This window comes from Gluconobacter sp. P1D12_c, from assembly GCF_018812105.1.
Lineage (GTDB): Bacteria > Pseudomonadota > Alphaproteobacteria > Acetobacterales > Acetobacteraceae > Gluconobacter > Gluconobacter oxydans_A.
Genome location: NZ_JACSIQ010000007.1, coordinates 15656 through 35404, shown reverse-complemented (window position 1 = coordinate 35404; position 19749 = coordinate 15656). Strand labels below are relative to the sequence as shown.

18 protein-coding genes are annotated in these 19749 nt (G+C 57.3%); 6 read left to right on the top strand and 12 right to left on the bottom strand.

Annotated elements, in window-relative coordinates; translation table 11 throughout:
* The first annotated feature begins 253 nt into the window (after positions 1-253).
* Positions 254-3910 (top strand): bifunctional proline dehydrogenase/L-glutamate gamma-semialdehyde dehydrogenase PutA, encoded by a 3657-nt coding sequence (putA, locus tag KP705_RS09440; RefSeq protein WP_215764364.1) that lies wholly within the window; start codon positions 254-256, stop codon positions 3908-3910.
* A 969-nt stretch (positions 3911-4879) separates the two neighbouring features.
* Here putA and KP705_RS09430 read toward each other — a convergent pair.
* The 6 genes from KP705_RS09430 to KP705_RS09405 form a co-directional block, all read right to left on the bottom strand.
* Complete coding sequence (locus tag KP705_RS09430; RefSeq protein ID WP_046900616.1) at positions 4880-5236, bottom strand: thiol-disulfide oxidoreductase DCC family protein; 357 nt, start codon at positions 5234-5236, stop codon at positions 4880-4882.
* A gap of 1 nt (position 5237) precedes the next feature.
* Positions 5238-5939 (bottom strand): SIMPL domain-containing protein, encoded by a 702-nt coding sequence (locus KP705_RS09425; RefSeq protein ID WP_046900615.1) that lies wholly within the window; start codon positions 5937-5939, stop codon positions 5238-5240.
* Entirely contained in the window at positions 5936-6286 is a 351-nt protein-coding gene (locus KP705_RS09420) for a hypothetical protein (protein WP_046900614.1), read from the bottom strand. The genes KP705_RS09425 and KP705_RS09420 overlap by 4 nt, the downstream gene beginning before the upstream one ends.
* Before the next feature lie 58 nt (positions 6287-6344).
* Positions 6345-7757: a HAMP domain-containing sensor histidine kinase gene (locus KP705_RS09415; protein WP_046900613.1), complete on the bottom strand. Its 1413-nt coding sequence runs from the start codon at positions 7755-7757 to the stop codon at positions 6345-6347.
* 3 nt (positions 7758-7760) lie between these two features.
* Positions 7761-8441 (bottom strand): response regulator transcription factor, encoded by a 681-nt coding sequence (locus KP705_RS09410; protein ID WP_046900612.1) that lies wholly within the window; start codon positions 8439-8441, stop codon positions 7761-7763.
* Positions 8442-8531: 90 nt separating this feature from the next.
* Positions 8532-9776, bottom strand: coding sequence for a S1C family serine protease (locus KP705_RS09405; RefSeq protein WP_203547943.1), 1245 nt, complete (start codon positions 9774-9776; stop codon positions 8532-8534).
* Positions 9777-9997: 221 nt separating this feature from the next.
* On the opposite strand from KP705_RS09405, the gene KP705_RS09400 reads away from it, so the two are divergent.
* On the top strand, positions 9998-10405 hold the full coding sequence (locus KP705_RS09400) for a DoxX family protein (protein WP_215764363.1): 408 nt from the start codon (positions 9998-10000) through the stop codon (positions 10403-10405).
* 68 nt (positions 10406-10473) lie between these two features.
* The gene (locus KP705_RS09395; RefSeq protein WP_215764362.1) at positions 10474-11517 is read left to right on the top strand and encodes a nucleoside hydrolase; all 1044 of its coding nucleotides are present in this window, start codon (positions 10474-10476) and stop codon (positions 11515-11517) included.
* Positions 11518-11523: 6 nt separating this feature from the next.
* Here KP705_RS09395 and hrpB read toward each other — a convergent pair whose 3' ends face one another.
* The 6 genes from hrpB to KP705_RS09365 form a co-directional block, all read right to left on the bottom strand.
* On the bottom strand, positions 11524-14010 hold the full coding sequence (gene hrpB / locus KP705_RS09390; RefSeq protein WP_215764407.1) for an ATP-dependent helicase HrpB: 2487 nt from the start codon (positions 14008-14010) through the stop codon (positions 11524-11526).
* Positions 14011-14148: 138 nt separating this feature from the next.
* On the bottom strand, positions 14149-14964 hold the full coding sequence (locus tag KP705_RS09385; protein WP_203547946.1) for an NADPH-dependent oxidoreductase: 816 nt from the start codon (positions 14962-14964) through the stop codon (positions 14149-14151).
* A 9-nt stretch (positions 14965-14973) separates the two neighbouring features.
* A complete protein-coding gene (locus tag KP705_RS09380) occupies positions 14974-15513 on the bottom strand; it encodes an adenine phosphoribosyltransferase (RefSeq protein WP_046900606.1) in 540 nt (179 codons plus the stop codon).
* Between the two features lie 65 nt (positions 15514-15578).
* Positions 15579-15929 carry a response regulator gene (locus KP705_RS09375; protein ID WP_046900605.1) on the bottom strand — a complete coding sequence of 117 codons (351 nt, stop codon included), beginning with the start codon at positions 15927-15929 and terminating at the stop codon, positions 15579-15581.
* Positions 15930-15943: 14 nt separating this feature from the next.
* The gene (locus KP705_RS09370; protein ID WP_046900604.1) at positions 15944-17197 is read right to left on the bottom strand and encodes a multidrug effflux MFS transporter; all 1254 of its coding nucleotides are present in this window, start codon (positions 17195-17197) and stop codon (positions 15944-15946) included.
* Positions 17198-17300: 103 nt separating this feature from the next.
* Positions 17301-17993 carry a TVP38/TMEM64 family protein gene (locus KP705_RS09365; protein WP_064275637.1) on the bottom strand — a complete coding sequence of 231 codons (693 nt, stop codon included), beginning with the start codon at positions 17991-17993 and terminating at the stop codon, positions 17301-17303.
* Positions 17994-18115: 122 nt separating this feature from the next.
* Here KP705_RS09365 and KP705_RS09360 point away from each other — a divergent pair, with 122 nt between their 5' ends.
* The 3 genes from KP705_RS09360 (at position 18116) to KP705_RS09350 (ending at position 19748) form a co-directional block, all read left to right on the top strand.
* Positions 18116-18940, top strand: a complete 825-nt coding sequence (locus tag KP705_RS09360) for a PadR family transcriptional regulator (protein ID WP_046900602.1) — start codon at positions 18116-18118, stop codon at positions 18938-18940.
* Between the two features lie 47 nt (positions 18941-18987).
* Entirely contained in the window at positions 18988-19365 is a 378-nt protein-coding gene (locus tag KP705_RS09355) for a hypothetical protein (protein WP_046900601.1), read from the top strand.
* A gap of 89 nt (positions 19366-19454) precedes the next feature.
* A complete protein-coding gene (locus KP705_RS09350; protein WP_046900600.1) occupies positions 19455-19748 on the top strand; it encodes a putative quinol monooxygenase in 294 nt (97 codons plus the stop codon).
* Position 19749: the final 1 nt, after the last annotated feature.

Sequence of the window (19749 nt, the reverse complement as noted above, 5' to 3'; positions counted from 1 at the left end):
CGATTGAAATAAATTAATAATTTAAAAGAAATTCTCTTTCCAAATTGGACATTACAAGTCCGAAAATATTTTCAATATTTATAAAATGAGCCTCTCTGTGCATCTCGTGGCCGTTTGAAAAAGAGGCTGTAATCGGAAATAAATCCGATTTCAGATCAATCATTGGGTGTCTTGGCTACGATGTTGCGCTAAGAGCGCTTTCTATTCTGTTTTAAAGGCCTCCCCGGGCTTTAACCCGCCTGGAATGGACTCCATGACCCATCCGACGACGAACCCGGCTTCACGCCCCGCCGCGCCATTTGCGGAATTTCTACTCTCGCGCGCACCACGCTCATCGCTCCGCAACGCTGTTTCCGCTGCTCACTACCGGCCCGAGGCGGAATGTGTGGATGCGCTGCTGCCGCGTGCTGACCTGACACCTGAGCAGGATCGTCAGGCTACCAGAATAGCCCATGGCCTTGCTGAGGCCGCACGAGACTCCTCGCCCGATATTGTGGGGAGCCTTTTGCAGGCATTCCCTCTGTCTTCACCTGAAGGGCAATCTGTTCTGGCTCTGGAAGAGGCGCTTCTGCGCATTCCGGATTCTGCGACTCAGGATGCACTGATCCGTTCTCTCGTGGGAGCTACTGACTGGGGACGGCATATCAGTAAACGCCGTGCATCGGTTGTGAACTCGATTGCGTTGAACCTGTCCCTTGCAGGGCGCTTCAACCAGAGCAGGGGGTTCAGCCTTCGTCGGCTAACCCTTCAGACATCTACTCCCATGGTTCGTCGTAGTCTGGAAAAAGCTATCCGTGCGGTAGGAAGCGGATTTATTCTGGGCTCTACGCTGGCTCAGGCTCTGAGACTGTCCGCCCCTGCAGAAAAATACGGGCTGACATATGCATATGATCCGCAGGTCAACACCGCTCTGACGGCTCATCAAGCCCTCGATGCCCTTACCGTCTATGAAGACGCACTGGAAGATATCAGCCAACACGCTGGCATCACCGGCGACTTTCATGATCGCCCGATGCTGTATGTACGTCTGCCGGCATTGAGCGCGCGATTCAGCCGTTTCAGGCGTGAGCGGATCATGACGGAGCTGCTGCCGATCCTGCAAAGGCTTACCATCCGGGCCCGGCAACTGGATGTCGGCATCCTGCTCTCCAGCGAAGACAGCACACATCTTGAGCTGACGCTGGATCTGCTTGAGGCTCTCTGTGTGTTGCCTGAACTCGGGAACTGGAACGGGCTTGGCATGACCGTCCAGACCTATGATCGTCGTGCTTCAGCTGTCGTAGATTTTCTTATTGATCTGGGACGACGCTCCGGGCGCCGCGTTCTTGTCAGACTGGTCAAAGGCTCCTGCTGGAATTCGGAAATTCGGCAAGCCCAGAAAACCGGACTGGCTGACTTCCCTGTTTTCACGCGCCGTTGCCACACGGATGTCAGTTATCTTGCCTGCGCCCGACAGCTGCTTGAAGCGCTAGATGCCACCTACCCGCAGTTTGCCACCCATAACCCGCGGACTATTGGTCATATTCTGGCGCTCGCAGGGCAGGTTCGGCCGGGAGATTTCGAGTTCGCATGCCTGCATGGGCTGGGGCTGGCTCTCGCGCAGCATCTGCGAAACCAACAGGGCATGAACCTGCCCTGCCGGGTGCATGCTCCCATCGGGGAAGTCGCGGCACTCATGCCCAGTTTCGTGAGACAGCTACTGGAAAATGGGGCTGCCTCGCTTGTTGTCAGCCGCGACGAAGATCCGGCCATTACGATCGAAGCGTTAACGGCTGACCCCGTCGAGGCAACACGCGCCATTCTGAGAACCGAGCGCCCTAATCGTGCAGTTCGTGCGCCGTCAGACATTTTCCAGCCTGGGCGACGCAACGCGGCAGGTCTCGATCTTTTCAATGAGCTGACACTTCGGGCCCTCCATGAAACCCTTGATGGAGATGCGCCTTTCCTCCACGCCCGCGCTCTGACGCCGGGTGTCACCAGTCAGCACGACCGCTCCCGTCTGCTCTACAACCCCGCAGACCGGCATGACCCTATTGGAGACGTTGTCGAGACTGATGGAAAGACACTGCTGTCTGCACTGGAGACAGCGGAGCATGCGCTTGCCAGTTGGGCAGGCAGCAGCCCTGAGGTGCGGATTGCCTGTCTGGTGAGAGCTGCTGATCTGATTGAAGCCCAACGGATTGAGCTAATGGCGCTTCTGGTACGGGAAGCTGGAAAGACTCTTCCAGCTGCTCAGGATGAAGTCCGTGAGGCCGTCAGTATTCTTCGCCATGATGCGGAACGCCTGCAAGGGCGGGATTATCATTTGCAGGCCTCACCGCTCGGCCTTGTGGCGTGTATCAGCCCCTGGAGCAGCCCGCTGGCGGCGTTCGTGCAACAGATTTCCGTCTCTCTTGCCGCTGGAAATGTTGTTCTGGCCAAGCCAGCCGAGCAAACCCCCTTTATTGCAAGCCGCACCGTTCAGCTTCTGCACAATGCTGGGATTCCACCTGAAGTTCTGCACCTTTTACCCGGCGACGGATCGGTGGGAGAACGTCTGGTAGCTGATCACCGGGTCGATGCCGTGATGTTCACCGGCTCAACGCCCGTTGGCAAAGCCGTTTCACGCCAGATCTTTGATCGGCAGGGGCGCACGGGCACACCTGTTCCTCTCGTGACGCGCACGGGCGGACAGAATGCAATGCTGGTCGATAGCTCCGCGCATGCAGAACAGGTCGTGCAGGATATTCTGAGCTCTGCTTTTGACAGTGCGGGGCAACGCTGTTCGTCTCTTCGTATCCTGTTGATTCAAGACGACTGTGCAGACCATGTTCTTGAGCTTTTGAAGGGCGCAATTCAGGATCTGGCTATTGGGAATCCGGCACGCCTTTCAACGGATATCGGGCCAATTATCTCGCCGGAAGCCCGGACAGAAGCGATGGATCATATTGAAATGATGCGTCGGGCTGGCCGGACGGTCTGGTCCCCCGAACTGGGTGAAAACTGTCGATACGGCCATTTCCTTCCCCCGACGCTGATTGAAATCGGCCGCGTTGCCGATATTCCGCATGAAGTGTTCGGGCCGGTCCTGCATGTGCGTCGCTTCAATCGCAACGAAATGGACGGCGTGATCGACGCTGTAAATTCCATGGGGTACGGCCTGACTTTTGGCGTTCATTCGCGTGTCGCCATGACAGTGGCTCGCACGACTAACCGCATTCAGGCGGGGAACATCTACGTCAATCGGGCCATAACAGGGGCAGTTATTGGCTCACAACCTTTTGGTGGGTCCGGACTTTCCGGTTGTGGCCCCAAGGCAGGCGGTCCTTTTGCCCTCCGCCGCATGAGTGCCCGCACATCCCCATGGTTTGCGCCTAAAGATGCAAATCCGGGTAGTATCCCGCGCCATGCGCAGAGTTTGGTGACGTTTCTTGAAAGCCGGGATGCCGTCTCAGCCCGCCAGATCCGACAGGATATTGCGCATGCCATGACGGGCTTCTCAATGACACTGCCCGGCCCTGCTGGAGAGACCAACACACTGACACTCAAGCCCTGTGGCCCGGTACTCTGCGCAGGTGAAAGCTGGCCTGCCATTCTCAGGGCTGTCGGTATGGCTCTGGGAACCGGCAACCCTGCTCTGGTTCTTGGCCCAGATCACGCACTGGACTGGATGCAGCGTCTTTCACCCGGTTTGGCCGACCGTATCCAGCGCGTGGATCCAGGGGCCTTGCCGGAATGTGCCGTCATGATCATGGAAAGACACTCCCCCCGCGCGCTGCAGGCTGCCTCGACCCTGACAGCACGCGAAGGGCGCATTGTTCCTATTCATGTGTTGGATTGTCTGCGCCCCGAATGGCTTCTGGAAGAGCACGTCGTGACCGTTAATACCGCTGCCCTTTGCGGTGATCTGACCACGATGGCTCTGTCCTGAAAGCACTTCAGTGATGAAGACTGGCGTAACGTCCCACGTAATTTTCTGCGTCTCTGAGCGGCCATCTTCAGCAGGGTCCAGGGAATAGACCTGATGAACAATGGCGTCATCCAGGTTAGTCATGAAAAAACTACCCTGCTGTGGCAGCTTCTTCTGTACGAAGCTGCCCAGAATGCTCTCTGTAGTGTCGTAATCCTTAAGCGCCGGATTTGTGAGGGCGATCATGGAGACATACTCGTAAAGAGACGGCCATGAGACGCCATCCATCTTCGAAAGATCTACCGTCACAGCCATATACTTGATCGTTTCGACCGTCTGCGATCCGAGGAAAGACGTCACTAACGGCTCATGCACATAGGCTGGGCCCATAAGTGTGGGACCAACATGCATGGGCATGTGGTAAGCGTCCTCAATCCCGACATCCGCAAACCAGCGAACAGGATAACTTTCCTGCAGGGCTTTCTTCACGCGTGGAGACGGAAGACGAATGTTGTCATTAAAGACGGGCGATGTGTCGAGACCCTGCATGAGATAGGGATCACGATCCAGGATGTGGGAGATGAGATCGTCTTCATGAACGGTAGCGAGAATGAAAAGCCGGGGTATCCTGCAATTTGCCCGCAGGTGAACACCATATTTCGCAAAACGCTCCGCCAAATGGCTCTGAAAATTCTCTTCTACCCCGGCTGGAAAACCGATGAACTGCGAACAGACCGTTTGGTCCCAACGAGCAATCTGACGACCACTGGCGGGCTGGACGATTTCTTCCACGGCATGTCGGGTCTGATCTGCAGAGTAACCCTGCACGACCAGTTTTTCCTGAGCGTGGAGAGAAGGCGCTAAGGCAAGCAATGCGGCAACAAGAGGCATCCAGACTTTCATGACACAGCCCTTTACGACATTTCATGTCAAACCATGTCTGAATTTTACAGCTTGTACAACTATTCCGAATAAAAAATGAAGGATGCCTTATCGGCCGGCCTTGCGAACCAGCCGTTGAAGGATGGGCCGTACTTTTAAAAACTGCCCATACAAGGCCTCAAGGCCTTTAAGCACCAGTGGATAACGGGCGACTTCGCCCAAAGGCCGGAGAACCGGAATGGCACGCCACATGGCCGCAAAAGCAGCCGCGCCGTCGTAGAGCTGCTCGCCCTCGCGTGCGTGAAACCGGGCGAGCAAGGCTTTCCGGTCTAACGGGCAATCCGCAATTTCTCCGGACGCATCAATGAAATCGATGTTTCCACGCCGGTCCAGCCGACGCATCAAGGCGATTTCACGTTGGCATAAAGGACAGTTTCCATCATGCCAGACCGTCAAACGTGACATGTCAGGGAGCCAGTTCGGCTTCAACACTCACTGTAACGCGAAGGGTTTGTTCCTGCGGAGTACCTTGCGGCGGTGTGAACGAATCGCTAGCCGCACGAGCTGCCATCAACATGACCGGACGCGGTCCCGGTTCCATTGAAGACACCCGAACCTGCTTCAGTCGCACAACATGTAGTCCCAGCGTTCTGGCACTTTCATCGGCTTCCTGCCGGACTTTCTGGAGTGCCTGGGTACGGGCCTGGCGCAGTAACGTCTCCCGTGTTTCGGAATCCAGAGACCAATCCAGGCCATCCATCATCAAACCGTGACTTTGCAGCTTGCCTGACAAATCCAGAAGAGACACGGCGTCCTTCCCGCTCAGACTCAAATCCTGACGGGCAGTCCAGCGCGTCGGACCATGCTCTGGCGTCTGGTCCGACAGGGAATAGCTGCCAGCTTGCGCCTCAATTCCTGACACCCCGGATGCCATTTTCATGGCTTCGGCCATATGGGCGTTTAGAGTTTTCTGCGCTTCAATGGCAGAGGCACTCTCCGCTCGCCCGAAGAGGCGCACCGTCAGAAGCGTTGGCGCGGCATGGGCTTCACCCGTGACTGTGAAATCCAGCTCTGTCCCGGCCGTCTGGGGTTCTGTTGCCCGTGCCTGACAGCAAATCGCCAGAGACAGAACAGCGAGTGGGGTGGCCAGACGGAAAAGACGCTTCATGAGTGCTCCTGACTATGTTCCAAAAGGACCAACGCACGACGCAGCCTCGCGATCCCTGCCCGCAGGTGATGATGCTTGCAGAGTGTATCGCCTTCAATCCGGAGGCGGTGCGCATCATCCATAGCCCCAACAGGGATTCCATGGGGTGTCGCCAGAAGATGATCCACGTTCTGTGTCAGCTGGGTGCAGTATTCCGCGCTGTCAGACGTCACGGAAATTACGCCTTCTTCTTTCCCGGAGACAGGTCGAGCAGGCGCATTCTGCGGTGGCGCATGTCCAGCCGGGGCAGCCGCAAGGCTTCCCACCAGACCCAGAAGACAGACAGACATTGGAGGGAGAAGGCGCATTCCGCCCTCTTTACACAGTCTCACCTAAGCCACGGGTGAGGGAGGAATGAAACTTCCGTCATGCAGGGAGGGTCTTTGCATTCTGGAGAGCTGGCAAAAGCAGTGTTACTCGCAGCCCTGGCTTTCCGTCCGAGAGCTCCATGGTTCCACCGTGCAGTTGAACAACGGCCTGAACCAGAGAAAGACCAAGCCCTGCACCGGGGGTATTCCGCGCTGTTTCTGCACGGAAAAATCGCTCTGACGCACGGGCCATATCCTGTTCACTCATGCCAGGGCCCTGATCTGAAACACTGACGGCAACACGCCCTTTCTGCATGACGGCAGAGAGGGTAATCGTCGTATTTTCCGGCGCGAACTTGATGGCATTATCGAGAAGATTGGCAACAGCCTGCTGGAGAAGATGCGGGTCACCATTAACCGGTGCCAATGCCCCGATCCGCACATCGAGTTTCAGACCGGCATCTTCCATGGATGCTTCATAAAGCTCGCTCAGACCTTCCAGCAAAGGCGGAATGTCCAGCACTGTAAACGCCGCCCGCTGCGCGCCTGCTTCAAGCTGGGCGATACGGAGAAGAGCTTCGAAAATGGACGTCACATGGTCCAGATCCAGAACGGCACGATCAATAGCCGCGCGGAGCTCGTCTTCAGACGTAGCAGTCAGGCTCGCATCCTCCAGACGCGCGCGCGCTCGTGCAATGGGCGTCCTCAGGTCATGGGCAATGGCATTCGAGACCTGCCGCACGCCATCCATCAAACGGTTGATACGTTCGAGCATGGTGTTGACTGTCTGAGCGACAAGATCGGTTTCATTGCCGGTCAGGGGTATGCGGCGACCGAGGTCTCCCTGCGCCACAGCAGACGTCGTGCGGGCAATGGAGCGCACGACCTGGCGAAAAATCCGCCGAATGGCGAGAGTTCCACCCGCCGCCAGCAGCGACACCATGACCCAGGCCCAGATAAGCGTATCGGTCAGAACATGCCGGACGACCTGACGGCCGCGAACATCCCGCCCAACAATCAGGCGAAAGCCTTCCGACAGCGGAAAGGCGTGCATCTTGGCTTGGGTGCGAAAACCATCCCGGCGGATGGAGAGTTCATAAAACTCATCCATCTGGGTGATGACCACAGGCCAGCCCGGTAGATTTCCAGCATATTTGCGACCATCAGGCCCGACGAGCAAATACAGCTCGTCATCTTCGACATTCTGATCCAGTCGGTCCTGAATGGCGAGCGCCAGAGCCGCCGGGCCACCATGAACCCAGCGTTGTGCCAGATCGTGGGCATCCACCTGCACGGCAGCTTCGACCTGACGGTCAAGCTGGCCAGTGGTGTTCCACCAGATGAACGACAGGAACACGCCCGCAGAAATGATGAACACTAACCCGTAAGCCAGCGCGAAATTCAGCCCTGCAGACCGGATCGGCCAGCGCAAACGCTTCCCGAGACGGCGAAACCCGCGCCAGATTTTCACGGGTCAGTCCGCGCGCAGGATGTATCCGGCGTTGCGGATCGTATGGATGAGGGGCGTTGCAAACGGCTTGTCCACTTTCTGGCGCAAGCGTGAAACGTGCACGTCAATCACGTTGGTCTGTGGGTCAAAATGATAGTCCCACACGCGCTCCAGCAGCATGGTCCGCGTGACAACCTGCCCCGCATGACGAATCAGAAATTCCAGCAGACGAAATTCGCGAGGCTGAAGATCAATCTTCTCGTTCCCACGCTTCACCGTCCGGGAAAGCAGATCCATCTCCAGATCGCCCACAGTCAGACGTGTTTGAGGAGCAGACTCAGGCCGACCACGCCGTCCGAGCGCCTCAATCCGGGCCAGAAGCTCTGAGAAGGCAAATGGCTTCGTCATATAGTCATCGCCACCGGCCTTCAGGCCAGCCACGCGTTCATCAACATCTGCCAGAGCGGACAGCAACAGAACCGGCGTCGCATTCTGCTGTCCACGCAGCGTTTCCAGAATGCGCAGGCCGTCAATCCCGCCGGGCAGCATGCGGTCCAAAATCACAACGTCATAATTTTCACTGACAGCCAGAAACAGACCATCCTTGCCGTTATCCGCCTCATCCACGACGTGCCCGGCTTCACGCAATCCCTTGAGCACAAAGGCGCGGACTGTGGAATCGTCCTCAACGAGCAGGATACGCATTGATTTTACTCTCTTCCTTCCGGGCGACTGAGCGCCGTATCAGGGCCTCAGAATACCGGCTTGTGTCCACGGGTCAAAGTGGAGGCTCGATCAGTTATCCGCGTTCTTGGGGCGTGGTCCGATATGAACGGGAAGCGTCAGGTCCGTGCCGCCACGCCTGACGCCAAAGTTTAGAACCATGCCCGGCCGGGCTGCAGCGATGCTTCGCAACAGCATACGGGCGCTGATGACGGGCGCTCCATCTACCTGCCGTACGATGTCGCCACGGCGCAGACCGCTTTTCTGGGCCGGTCCACCGTTATCGACACCCGCAATACCGACGTCCGTGTCCCCGTCATCAAGGGTAATACCGAGCCAGCCGTGCTCGACATGCCCGGTTGCTTCGATTTCAGCCACGATCGGGGCGACGATTTCGGACGGAATACCAAAACCAATGCCTACGGAGCCCCCAGCAGGCGTCACGATGGCAGCATTCACCGCCACGACCTGTCCCCGCATATTGAAGGCAGGACCACCAGAATTTCCCGGATTAATGGGGGCATCGAGTTGAATGAAATCGTCCAGCGAGCCGATACCCAGATCACGCCCTACGGCAGAGACAATGCCCGCCGTCACGGACGAGCCAAACCCGAAGGGATTCCCTGCGACCAGAATCCAGTCTCCGATATCCGTCTGGCGGCTGTCCCCCCAGGTGACGTGCGGCAGCGGCTCAGGACTATCGACCTTGATAACGGCAATATCCGTCAGCGGATCAGCTCCCAGAAGACGGGCCGGCATTTCATGACCGTTGGAAAGGGAGACGACTACCTTGTCCGCTCCGCCGACAACGTGCCGGTTGGTCACAATGATTCCGGTCGCATCCACGATGAAGCCCGAGCCCGCCCCAACCATTTCGTCCTGCTGGCGCTTCATGCGGTCATGATAGCGCTTTTCCAGCGGGGTTCCCTTGATTTGCGGTGGGACGTGATCATGCCCGTCCGGGCTGCTCTGGGTAATGGCAATATTCACAACGGCCGGAATGACCTGACGCACAAGCGGCGCAAAACTCAGAGGACCGTATTTCACCAACAGGGGAGGCAGTGCCGGTGCCGCGGCCGGAACCGGCGGCTGCGTCGGAATCCCGTGTGCGTCCGTGCTTTCTCCTGCCAGAGGGCTGTCCGGACTAACGGACGAAAGCGGTTTGACGGCCTGCTGTTGAATGGTTGTTGTAGCAGGCTGAGATATAGGAGCGTGCTGCTCTCCGTGGCTGTGCAGACGCAATGCCAGCATCAGGCCTACTGTCACGACAGTCGCTGTTCCGGCCCCGATTGCAGCGGCCTGAAAAGAGCGATTCATGGGAAACAGGTCACGAACATCGTCATGTTTCAGCTGCTAACACAAAACCGTCAAAGCTCCTAAAAGAAGCCGCAGACAGGGGTTTCCTGCCAGGCCGGAGAGAGATGTAAAAACCCAATAATGTTTATTTTAGAAATCATATCATTCTATCATTTCTATTTTTTAAAATATCTATTTTTCATACTTTCAAGGCAGTTCTTCTGCTTCGAAAGATTTTCCCGATGCTCACCAATCTTCTGCCTCGCGATGCCCTTCTCCTCACAGGTCGCGTATTGCTCGCCGGTCTTTTCCTCGTCATGGGATGGGGCAAACTCGCGGACTTCCCCGCAGCAGTGTCTTATATGATTCAGACCGGCGCGCCTGTTCCAACCCTGTCAGCCATCCTCGCTATCGTCGTGGAACTCGGGGCAGGACTGGCTTTTCTTGGCGGCATTTTAGTGGAACCCATTGCGATTGTTCTTGCCCTCTACACCATCGTGACAGGGCTGATCGGCCATCATTTCTGGACGATGTCCGGAATGCTCCGCTACGACATGATGATCCATTTCTATAAGAACATCAGCATTGCAGGGGGCCTACTCGCTCTTGCCGCCGCTGGCGCAGGACGCTTCGCAATCAGGCTCCGCTAAAAGCTTGCCGCAGACAGGTCATTCCTTGATGGTAACGGTAACTTCGTTTTCTCAAGGAATAACCTGTCATGCGCATGTCCCGTCGCTCCCTGCTCGCTCAGTCCGCCGGGTTTGCATCCTTGTCTCTGCTCCCGAATATGACCCGCGCTGCACCTGCGCAACGAAAAGTCATTTTCGATACAGATCCTGGCATCGATGACGCAATGGCGCTTCTTTTGCTGCATGGCACGCCAAACATCGAGCTGATGGGCATTACGACTGCGGCCGGTAATGGATTGATCGACACCACAACACGCAATGCGCTCTATCTGGCCGAACGCTTCCGGATCGATGTCCCGGTTTCAAAAGGCCAGGGCGCGTCTCTGGATGGTGTGACATCGTCCCCTCCTGTGACCATTCATGGACGAAACGCTCTGGGAGATATTCCTCTCTCGGCCGTCCACAAAAAACTCGATCCTCGCCCCGCGCATGATCTCATCATTGATCTGGTGCGCGCCACCCCACACGAGATCACTCTCGTCGCGACAGGACACATGACAAACCTCGCGTTTGCTCTGCGCAAGGCGCCAGACATTGCCAGTCTGGTGAAGGATGTCGTGCTGATGGGCGGCGCATTCGGGCATCACGAGGCACGGGGAAATGTGACACCCGCGGCAGAAGCCAATTTCCATGGCGATCCACGAGCTGCCGATGAGATCTGTGCCGCTCCTTGGCCGGTGACAATCGTAGGGCTCGATGTCACGACACAAACCCTGATGACAGACGCCTACTTCGAAAACCTGCGCCAGCATGGGGGCCAGTCAGGTCGTTTCCTGTGGGATATCACGCGGGTCTACATGACGTTTCATCGGGGGCTGGGTCTGGACGGCATTTATGTCAATGATGCCTCTGCCGCAGCATACGTGATTGCGCCGGAATTGTTCGAAACCCAGAAAGGTGCCGTTCGCGTCTCAACGGAAGGCGTTACCCTTGGTGAATCTGTTCAGAAAGCAGACGGTCGGGTTTATCCACCCGGAGACTGGGACAATCGCCCATCTGTTCAGATCTGCACGGAGGTGGACGCCGAGGGCGTGCGTTCCCTGTTCCGTAAGGCAGTTTTCCAGATGGCCTGATGGAACCTAGCGTTTGGGACGTGGCTTTGGCGGTTCAGCCGTTGCCGGATCTTCGGGCCAGTCATGCCTTGGGTAGCGCCCTCGCATATCCTTTCGCATATCTGACCAGCTCCCTTTCCAGAAACCGGCAAGATCAGCAGTAATGGCCTGTGGGCGGCCCGCCGGCGACAGCAACGCACACTGAAGCGGCACGGCGCCATCAGCGAGCAACGGCGTTCCGGCCGTGCCGTAGAATGCCTGTGCTCGTGCAGACACTGTTGGCACGGCCCCCGTATAATCAATGTCGTGGGTGCTGGCTTTGAGCGTCAGACGAGGCGGCAGCTTTCGATCCAGCGCGGAAAGGTCGCTGTAATCCATACGGGCGCGAAGAATGGACAGAAGATCGAGAGCTTTCACCTGAGTCAGACGGTCGCAGCCTGCGAGATATGGCTCCAGCCATGCCAGATCATCAGCAAGAGCGGCCATCGACAGGTCCGGCAGATGAGGTGCGTAGGTCGCGCGTGCATGCGCCACACGGGCCTGGAACTGAAACGCTGCGTCAGACCAGTTCAGAGCGCGGGCAAGATCAGCCGCAATTTGCTGTAGAAGAAGTACCTGCGCCTCCTCAGGCGTTACTTCTGTATTGCGATCACGCAGGATCAACGCGCCCAGACGCAGCCTGCGTCGCGCGATGATCCGACCTGAGGCCCCATCCAGACTGGTTTCAACCTGCTCGGTTGTCCGATCCAGAAGCGTCTGGGGCAAATGTTCAGCATCCAGAGGCGCCGCAAGCGTGATTTCCGTCGACGTTCGCGTGTGAAACGCTGCCGCAGCCAAAAGCTTTTCACGTGCAAGACCGCAATTGGCCTGCACACGGGCGCTCCCGCCGCCCGCAAGCCGAAATCGTCCAATCTCTCCCGCAGCCTGCGCCACACGATCAGGAAAACCGGCGGCCAGAAGCGGCCCTGCATGAGACGGCATCGGACTTAGTGGAAGGTCTTTGCCACCCATGCGACGCAGAAAGCGCTTCGCCGCCTGACGCATATGGAACAGGCTGGCCCTGTCCGCTCGTGGATCATCCCGCTCAAACAAAGCCAGACGTGTGCGGATGTCCGCTCCCGCAGATGCCCCGGAAGGCATATGCGGTCTGGGGCGCAAAGGATCACGCTCTTCCAGAAGAGCGGCGAGGCAGGCAGCCGTCACACGCTCGGGGATAGTTTTCGCCGCACAGAGCATGGCCGCAAGACGTGGGTGTGTTCCAAGCCCCACCATGCGTCTTCCAAGAGCCGTAATCTGACCGGCTTCATTCAGGGCACCCAACTCACGCAACAACTCACGCCCACCCGCAAGCACTCCGGCAGGAGGCGCATCAAGGAGTGGCAACATGTCGGGCGCTGTTCCCATGACGTCCTGCCAGGCTGCCGTCACGAGAGCGAAGTCCGTTAAATCCGCAACAAGGATTTCGGGCGCATCCTGTGGCCGCAGAGAGCGTTGCGTCGCCTCGGACCACAGACGGATCGCGACACCAGGAGACTGACGCCCGGCACGCCCCGCGCGCTGAGTGGCCGTCGCACGCGAAATCTTCAGTGTTTCCAGCCGGGATAACCCTGTGCTGGAATCCAGACGCGGTGCCCGGCGCAGACCACCATCGACAACAATCCGAACGCCAGAAACCGTCACGGAAGTCTCGGCAATGGAGGTTGCCAGCACAACACGCCGTCTGTCGGATGGCGCAATCGCGCGGTCCTGATCTTCTGTCGTCTGTTCTCCATGAAGAAGAAAAACAGGCACAGCATCTCCAAGCAGAGCCTGTGTTCGGCGAATTTCCCCAACACCGGGAAGGAACGCAAGAATATCGCCCTCTTCCTCTGTAAAAGCCTGCCGAATAGCGCGCGCGCAGGCCTCTGGCAGGTCACGCGGGTGCATTACATCCCGGGTGTGGCGTATATCGATGGGATATTGTCGGCCTTCACTCTCGATCAGGGCGGCATTCATAAGATTTGTAAACGCACGCCCATCAGGCGTTGCGGACATGGCCAGAATGCGGAGATCCGGCCTGAGTTCACGCTGAAGGTCCAGGCAGAACCCCAAAGCTGCATCCAGATCCAGCGAGCGCTCATGCACCTCATCAAACAGGACAGCACCGACCCCATCCAATGTTGGGTCTGCCAAAAGGCGCCGTACAAGTAACCCTTCCGTCACAACTTCAATACGCGTTCGGCCTGAGACTGCACTGTCGGTGCGCGTACGAAAGCCTACAGTTTCACCCGGTCGCTCTCCCAGCGTGGAGGCCATCCGTGCCGCGGCCCCTCGCACAGCAACACGACGAGGTTCGACCAGAATGATTTTCTGTCCCGCAAGCCATGGTGCCTTAAGCAGTGCCAGTGGCGTCAGAGTTGTCTTACCGGCACCGGGAGGAGCAACGAGAACAGCGTTCGGCTGCTGCTCTAACGTTTTCAGAAGATCAGGAAGAACAGCTGTAACCGGAAGATCCGGAGAAAGAAAATCGCTCAGGACAAAACTCCGGAATTAGGGGCTCGACGTGGAATAGCAGCACTGAGCGTGGTTGGAGACAGATGTCTCAAAACCCGGCTCTCTTCAATGCGTGCTCAGAGGTTCAAGCATCCGCGTCCAGCTTCCGTCACCACCATCTTATTTCAGCGCAAACCCCAGCCGGTTGAGCACGGCTTTCATGACATGGCGGCCGCTCAACCCGTGGTAGCTATCCACACGATTTGCCACGGTTTCAGACCATGCTCGCGGTGCAAGGCCCTGCTCCTGCTGATAGGCGTCGGCAACGCGGTCATAGGCGGCAACACCTTCGGCTTCATTTGCGGAAGTATAGCGTTCACGGTGCACAACGACATCCTGCCCCAGACGCGGCTTGTAACCGTTCTGAGCCGACGGATCAGGACGTCCCACACAGAGGCCAACAACTGCAACGGTTTTGGGCGGCAGGTTTAGCAGCCTGGCAACGTCTTCCGGATGATTCCGCAAACCACCGATATAAACGGTCCCAAGCCCCATGGACTCGAACGCTGTCACAGCATTCTGGGCAGCGATACCGACATCCAGCGTGCTCATGAGGAAGATCTCCTCATAATCCAGCGCTTCACTCCCCTTGCCTGCCCGTTCCGCAATCCGTTCCAGACGCGCCAGATCGACGATCCAGGCCAGAAACAACGGTGCAACTTCGATGTGCTTCTGATTACCGCAAAGCTCGGCAAGCTTTGCCCGTGTCTCCGGATTTTCAACCGCAACAACGGACCAGACCTGCAGATTACTGGACGTTGCTGCAGAAGAGGATGCTGCGATTCCAGCTTCCAGCGTCCCGGCGGGCAACGCGTCCGGCAGATATGCCCGGACGGAATGGTGTTTCAGGAGAGTTTGAAGAACCGGATTGTCCGGCAGGTCTTTCGGGGCGTCAGTGCGATAGCGGGTCTGCCACAGGGAAGAAATGCCGGACATGGTAGTTCCTCAGTCTTCGTAAGTGATGAGCGAATTCAGCGGGACATCCAGTTTGTCACGTCCCTTAAGACCTGCAAGCTCAATCAACACACTGGCACCCACAACTTCTGCACCAACCTTGCGCAGGAGGTCGATGGAGGCAGCGAGCGTGCCACCGGTGGCCAACAGATCATCAAGAACGACAACGCGTTGACCCGGCTTGATGGCATCAGCCTGAATATGGAGTTCGTCCTCGCCATATTCGAGACCATACTTCAGGGAGATTGTCTCACCCGGCAACTTGCCCGGCTTGCGCAACATGGTGAAGCCGCAGCCGAGGCGCTGTGCCAGAGGCGCTGCTGTCAGGAAGCCGCGGCTTTCGATGCCAGCCAGCAGGTCCGGCTGCCAAGCAGAAATGATACGTGCCAGACGGCCCGTCGCAACCTGCCAGGCTTCGGCAGAGCGGATCAACGTGGAAATGTCGTAAAACAGGATGCCCGGCTTCGGAAAATCGGGAACCTCACGGATGTAGTCCTTGAGGTTGAGCGGCTGGGGTTCCTGAAACGACATGGCGGCACTGCTTTCTTCTGGGCGTGGCAAACAGCGGGCCATGTAGGGGACTCTTCCCCTACAACTCAAGCCCGGATTGCGTTCCGAGCCTGATCGATGGCTTCAAGCAGCGCATTCCTGCGGAATGGCTTGGGCAGAACAGCCACGCTTTCCTCCATCAGTTGCCCCTCCTCGAAGTCTCCTGACATGAGAACCACAGCAAGGCTGGCATTCTGTTCCCGCAGTTTCCGGGCCAGCAGCAGACCGTTGAGCACACCAGGAAGATTGTAGTCGGTCACCAGCAGGTCTGCGGACCCGTCCCATGCCAAGGCACTTTCAGCATCCTCAACCAGATGAACGTCCCATCCTTCCCGCGTCAGAACCGTCTTTACCACGAGGGCCACGGCCACATCGTCTTCAACAAGAAGTACCTGCATCACTCTCAACTCCTTCAGGGCGCTGATGATGGCAGTCTGGGCCTCAGCAGAGCAAACACGGTTGCCGCGCAGAAGGCGAACACCAGAAAGCCCGCAAATGGAATGGCCGTCCCGGGGGACATCAGACCGAACAGCGCACTTGCTACCGCTCCGAACAGGTACTGCATTGTTCCTGCCAGAGCAGAAGCCGAGCCTGCACGTTCGGACTGTTCGGACAGAATGCCAACCATTGAATTGGGTCCAATGATGCCTGTTGGCGCCATTGTGATGACAAGCGAGATGATCAGCGGCCAGAGGAAGAAGGATCGAAGCTGTCCGCCCGATGTCAGATCAACAGCGGAAATGACGGCCAGCGCCAGGAAAAGGATACTGCCTGTCAGGCTGATCCCCAGCGCACCGAAAAGCATGTGCGTCGTACTGACCTTCCCCACCACAAGCCCATTGATGGCGGAAGCCCCGATCATACAGACAGCGAACAGACCAAACAGCATTCCGTAATGGAACGGAGACATGCCGAAACGCTCTTCGAACAGCGTGGGAGCGCCTGTCAGATAGGTGAAGGTCACGAAGCCCAGAAAGCTCCAGACGAGGCCATTCGTGATGAAGCTGCGGGTCCGCAGAATATAGATATAGCGTTCGATGATGGAGAGAGGCCGCATGTCCCGGCGCTCCTGCATGGGGAGCGTCTCGGGGAATACGGTCAGGAGCATCAGGGTACAAAGCCCCCCATACACGGCTGTGGCCCAGAAAATAACCCGCCAGTCCACAAACTTCAGCGCAAAGCCACCCAGCATGGGCGCGAGAATCGGGACAACACCTTGTACAACGATCAGGCGCGACATGAGTCGGGACGCTTCATCACCCTCCGTGAGATCCCGAAGACATGCATTGGGAATCACCAGTCCGGCCGAGGCCATCAGAGCTGAAAAAACCCGACAGATGCACATGATGGTCATGGTCGGGGCCAGTGCGCAGCCGATCTCGCCGATTGTGTATCCGATCATGCCAATCAGAAGCGGCAGCCGGCGGCCGAACCTGTCTGACACCGGGCCAATCGTGATCTGACCAATGGCCAGTCCGATAACCCAGGCAGCCATGGTGATACTGCCTGAACCGGGAGCAGAATGAAGCTGGCGTTCCATTTCAGGGAGGGCCGGGAGATAGATATCTGTGGAGACAGGTCCGACTGCCGTGAAGATACCCAGCATAAGCGGCAACCATCCCGGAATGGTATCTCCACGCCGGAACGCCATGCTCTGTTCTGTCATTCGTTTCTGCCTGTGAAAAAGCAATGTTCAGAAGATGAGAAAGGACCCGTCCCTCACGAACGGATCAAACCAGTGAATCGTTCAGAACGAGATGTTCGAACGGTTATTCATCTGCCTGACGCAGGAGCAATGCTCCCAGAACGCCAGAAACCACAAACAGGCCACCCGCGAGACCAAGCTGGATCATATGACCAATACGTGTGCCAGCCCCTACCAGAACAAACACCAGGTTCTGAGGCAAACCGCCAAGGCAGGTTGCCAACGCAAAGGCTGGAAGCGGAAGTTCAAATAATCCGGCTGCCATGGAGACCAGCAGAGCAGACCCAACAGGCATGAGCCGCAAGGTCAGAACAGCACGGAAGGGTTTGCGATGAAGGATTCTTGCCAGCGCTGCATAATTCCTTTGCAGGCGGTCATGCAACCTTTGTCGAAATTTTACCGGTGCTAGCACTCTGGCCCAGCCATAAGCCGCCATCGCCCCCAGCATATACGCCAGAGAACACAGGCCTAGCCCACCCCAGACTCCGAACGCCAGCCCCGCGGCAATGCACAACGCCTGACGAGGCAGACCGCAGGCACAATACGGAATGGCCAGTAGCAGGAACCAGACTGATGCATAGGGAGTCTCGTGCCAATGCGGCGCGTTTTCCAGCAGACGATGAATGAAGGGCAACCGCTGCAACAGCGCCACACACAACAGCATCGCCCCAATCGTCAAAGCAGCACGCCAGGGCACAAGCTGACGAAATGTGCGCCGCAGTTCGGGATCAGGAGGGGAAGAGATCGGGCTACCCATCTCCGCCGGATACCAGCGGAAACGGCACGCGGCTATGGCACGAGCAGATTTTGAAAAAGAAACTCTTGCAGATATATCTTAAGATACTATATCGTACGACATATCGAATGAAGGAAAACAGAATGTTCAAACATGATACCCATCGCGCTGAGCGCGGTTTCTCAAGGTTCTCCCGGGGTTTTGGCTACGGCGGACACAAGCATCGCAAGGGTGGTCGACGCCGCAGCGACGCATCAACCAGCGAAGGAGAAAAAATGCAGGATCGTCCGGACTTCCGTGAAGGCGGATTTCCTCCAGAGCGTGGCGAACACGCAGGGCGCCGATTTGGTGGCCGGGGTGGCGAAGGTCGTGGCGGACGCGGCTTTGGTGGCCGGGGATCACGCGGGGGCGGCCGGTTCGGTGGCGGCGGCTTTGGTGACGACGCTTTCGGACGTGGTCGTAAACTGACAGCTGAGGAACTTCAGATTGTCATTGAAGCGCTTCTCCATGATCAGCCTGCGCATGGCTACGAGCTGATCCGCCGCCTCGAAGAGCACTCCGGTGGCTTCTACAAGCCAAGTCCTGGCGTCATTTACCCTTCCCTCACCTATCTTGAAGAGGCTGGCCTCACCGCCGTCACGCAGGAAGGCAACCGTAAGCTATACAGCCTCACGGATGCAGGGCGCACCCATTACGAAGCGAACCGGGAGACGGCGAATCGTATTCTCGAGGTCCTCGCCCGGATTGGTGCCCGGATGTCGGAAGTTCGGGATGCCTTCAGTGGAGTGAATGATCTTGATCCAAGCCTGGGTCAGGACCTGCATGAAGCACGTCTTGCTCTGAAGCTGGCACTGAAATCCCGTCGCGGAGCAAATGCAGAGGAACTGCGCCGGGTGGTGCAGATCCTGCGGCAGGCTGCAACCGACATCAGTGGTGAAACACCAGAAGACAAGCCATCCGCCGACTGAAGATCACGCCTCTTCGTCTGAGCGAATGTATGGAGTAAAGGGTGGTCATGATTGTTCAGGACCACCCTTACTTCTGCAATATGCCCGAAGACATGCAGTACTATCGGCCTGAAGTCTTTCCAGCCGGCTTCATTGAAAAATCAATGATCTTTGCGCTTCCTGACCGGCTCAAGAAATTCCGTCGGAATCTATGGCACGTCCGGCGCAATCCTGGGGAAGATGCGGTTTATATGCCGCTGTTCCGGGTGGACTGTATTTTAAAGTCAGAGCCGCGCCCTGCAGGGTTGCAGGGACCGCTGGATATTTATCCATTCTATACCCGCACGACAAAGACCCGCAGCCGTGAGCTGGACTACTATGTTCTGTTCATCTTTCGCGAAAAACTGTCATTCATGCGATGTCAGGAACTCATCGGGAAAGGTTGAACGGTTCTCCTCTTGAAGGAAGCCCCCAAGCGGCCCATTGATGATCGGCGCTCAGACGCATCTCAGTCTTTTCAAGCGGATCAAGACCTATGCCGAAATCCCTTTATGCCACGATGAAAGCCCTTCCCGGCTGCCGTGAAAAAGTTCGCGACCTTCTCATAGGCCTGGCAGCCGACGTTCGGGCCGAGCCCGGCTGTGAACGGTTTGTCGTTCACACGCTGGCAACTGATCCTGACTTCTTTCATGTCGAAGAAACTTACCGCGACGAAGACGCCTTCAAGGCTCACATGGGCACAGACCACGGCCGCGTCTTCAACCAGGCCATCGAAACACTGGTTGAAGACGGTGGCTCGAAAGTTGTGTTTCTTGATACGGTAATCTGAA

Bases quoted from the DNA above. Each gene is read 5' to 3' on its own strand.
- KP705_RS09360 (WP_046900602.1), top strand. From the start codon at position 18,116: ATGTTCAAACATGATACCCATCGCGCTGAGCGCGGTTTCTCAAGGTTC.
- KP705_RS09365 (WP_064275637.1), bottom strand. From the start codon at position 17,993: ATGGGTAGCCCGATCTCTTCCCCTCCTGATCCCGAACTGCGGCGCACA.
- KP705_RS09380 (WP_046900606.1), bottom strand. From the start codon at position 15,513: ATGTCGTTTCAGGAACCCCAGCCGCTCAACCTCAAGGACTACATCCGT.
- KP705_RS09420 (WP_046900614.1), bottom strand. From the start codon at position 6,286: ATGCGCCTTCTCCCTCCAATGTCTGTCTGTCTTCTGGGTCTGGTGGGA.
- KP705_RS09395 (WP_215764362.1), top strand. From the start codon at position 10,474: ATGCGCATGTCCCGTCGCTCCCTGCTCGCTCAGTCCGCCGGGTTTGCA.
- KP705_RS09410 (WP_046900612.1), bottom strand. From the start codon at position 8,441: ATGCGTATCCTGCTCGTTGAGGACGATTCCACAGTCCGCGCCTTTGTG.
- putA (WP_215764364.1), top strand. From the start codon at position 254: ATGACCCATCCGACGACGAACCCGGCTTCACGCCCCGCCGCGCCATTT.
- KP705_RS09375 (WP_046900605.1), bottom strand. From the start codon at position 15,929: ATGCAGGTACTTCTTGTTGAAGACGATGTGGCCGTGGCCCTCGTGGTA.
- KP705_RS09400 (WP_215764363.1), top strand. From the start codon at position 9,998: ATGCTCACCAATCTTCTGCCTCGCGATGCCCTTCTCCTCACAGGTCGC.
- KP705_RS09430 (WP_046900616.1), bottom strand. From the start codon at position 5,236: ATGTCACGTTTGACGGTCTGGCATGATGGAAACTGTCCTTTATGCCAA.
- KP705_RS09385 (WP_203547946.1), bottom strand. From the start codon at position 14,964: ATGTCCGGCATTTCTTCCCTGTGGCAGACCCGCTATCGCACTGACGCC.
- KP705_RS09425 (WP_046900615.1), bottom strand. From the start codon at position 5,939: ATGAAGCGTCTTTTCCGTCTGGCCACCCCACTCGCTGTTCTGTCTCTG.
- KP705_RS09405 (WP_203547943.1), bottom strand. From the start codon at position 9,776: ATGAATCGCTCTTTTCAGGCCGCTGCAATCGGGGCCGGAACAGCGACT.
- KP705_RS09350 (WP_046900600.1), top strand. From the start codon at position 19,455: ATGCCGAAATCCCTTTATGCCACGATGAAAGCCCTTCCCGGCTGCCGT.
- KP705_RS09370 (WP_046900604.1), bottom strand. From the start codon at position 17,197: ATGACAGAACAGAGCATGGCGTTCCGGCGTGGAGATACCATTCCGGGA.
- KP705_RS09355 (WP_046900601.1), top strand. From the start codon at position 18,988: ATGATTGTTCAGGACCACCCTTACTTCTGCAATATGCCCGAAGACATG.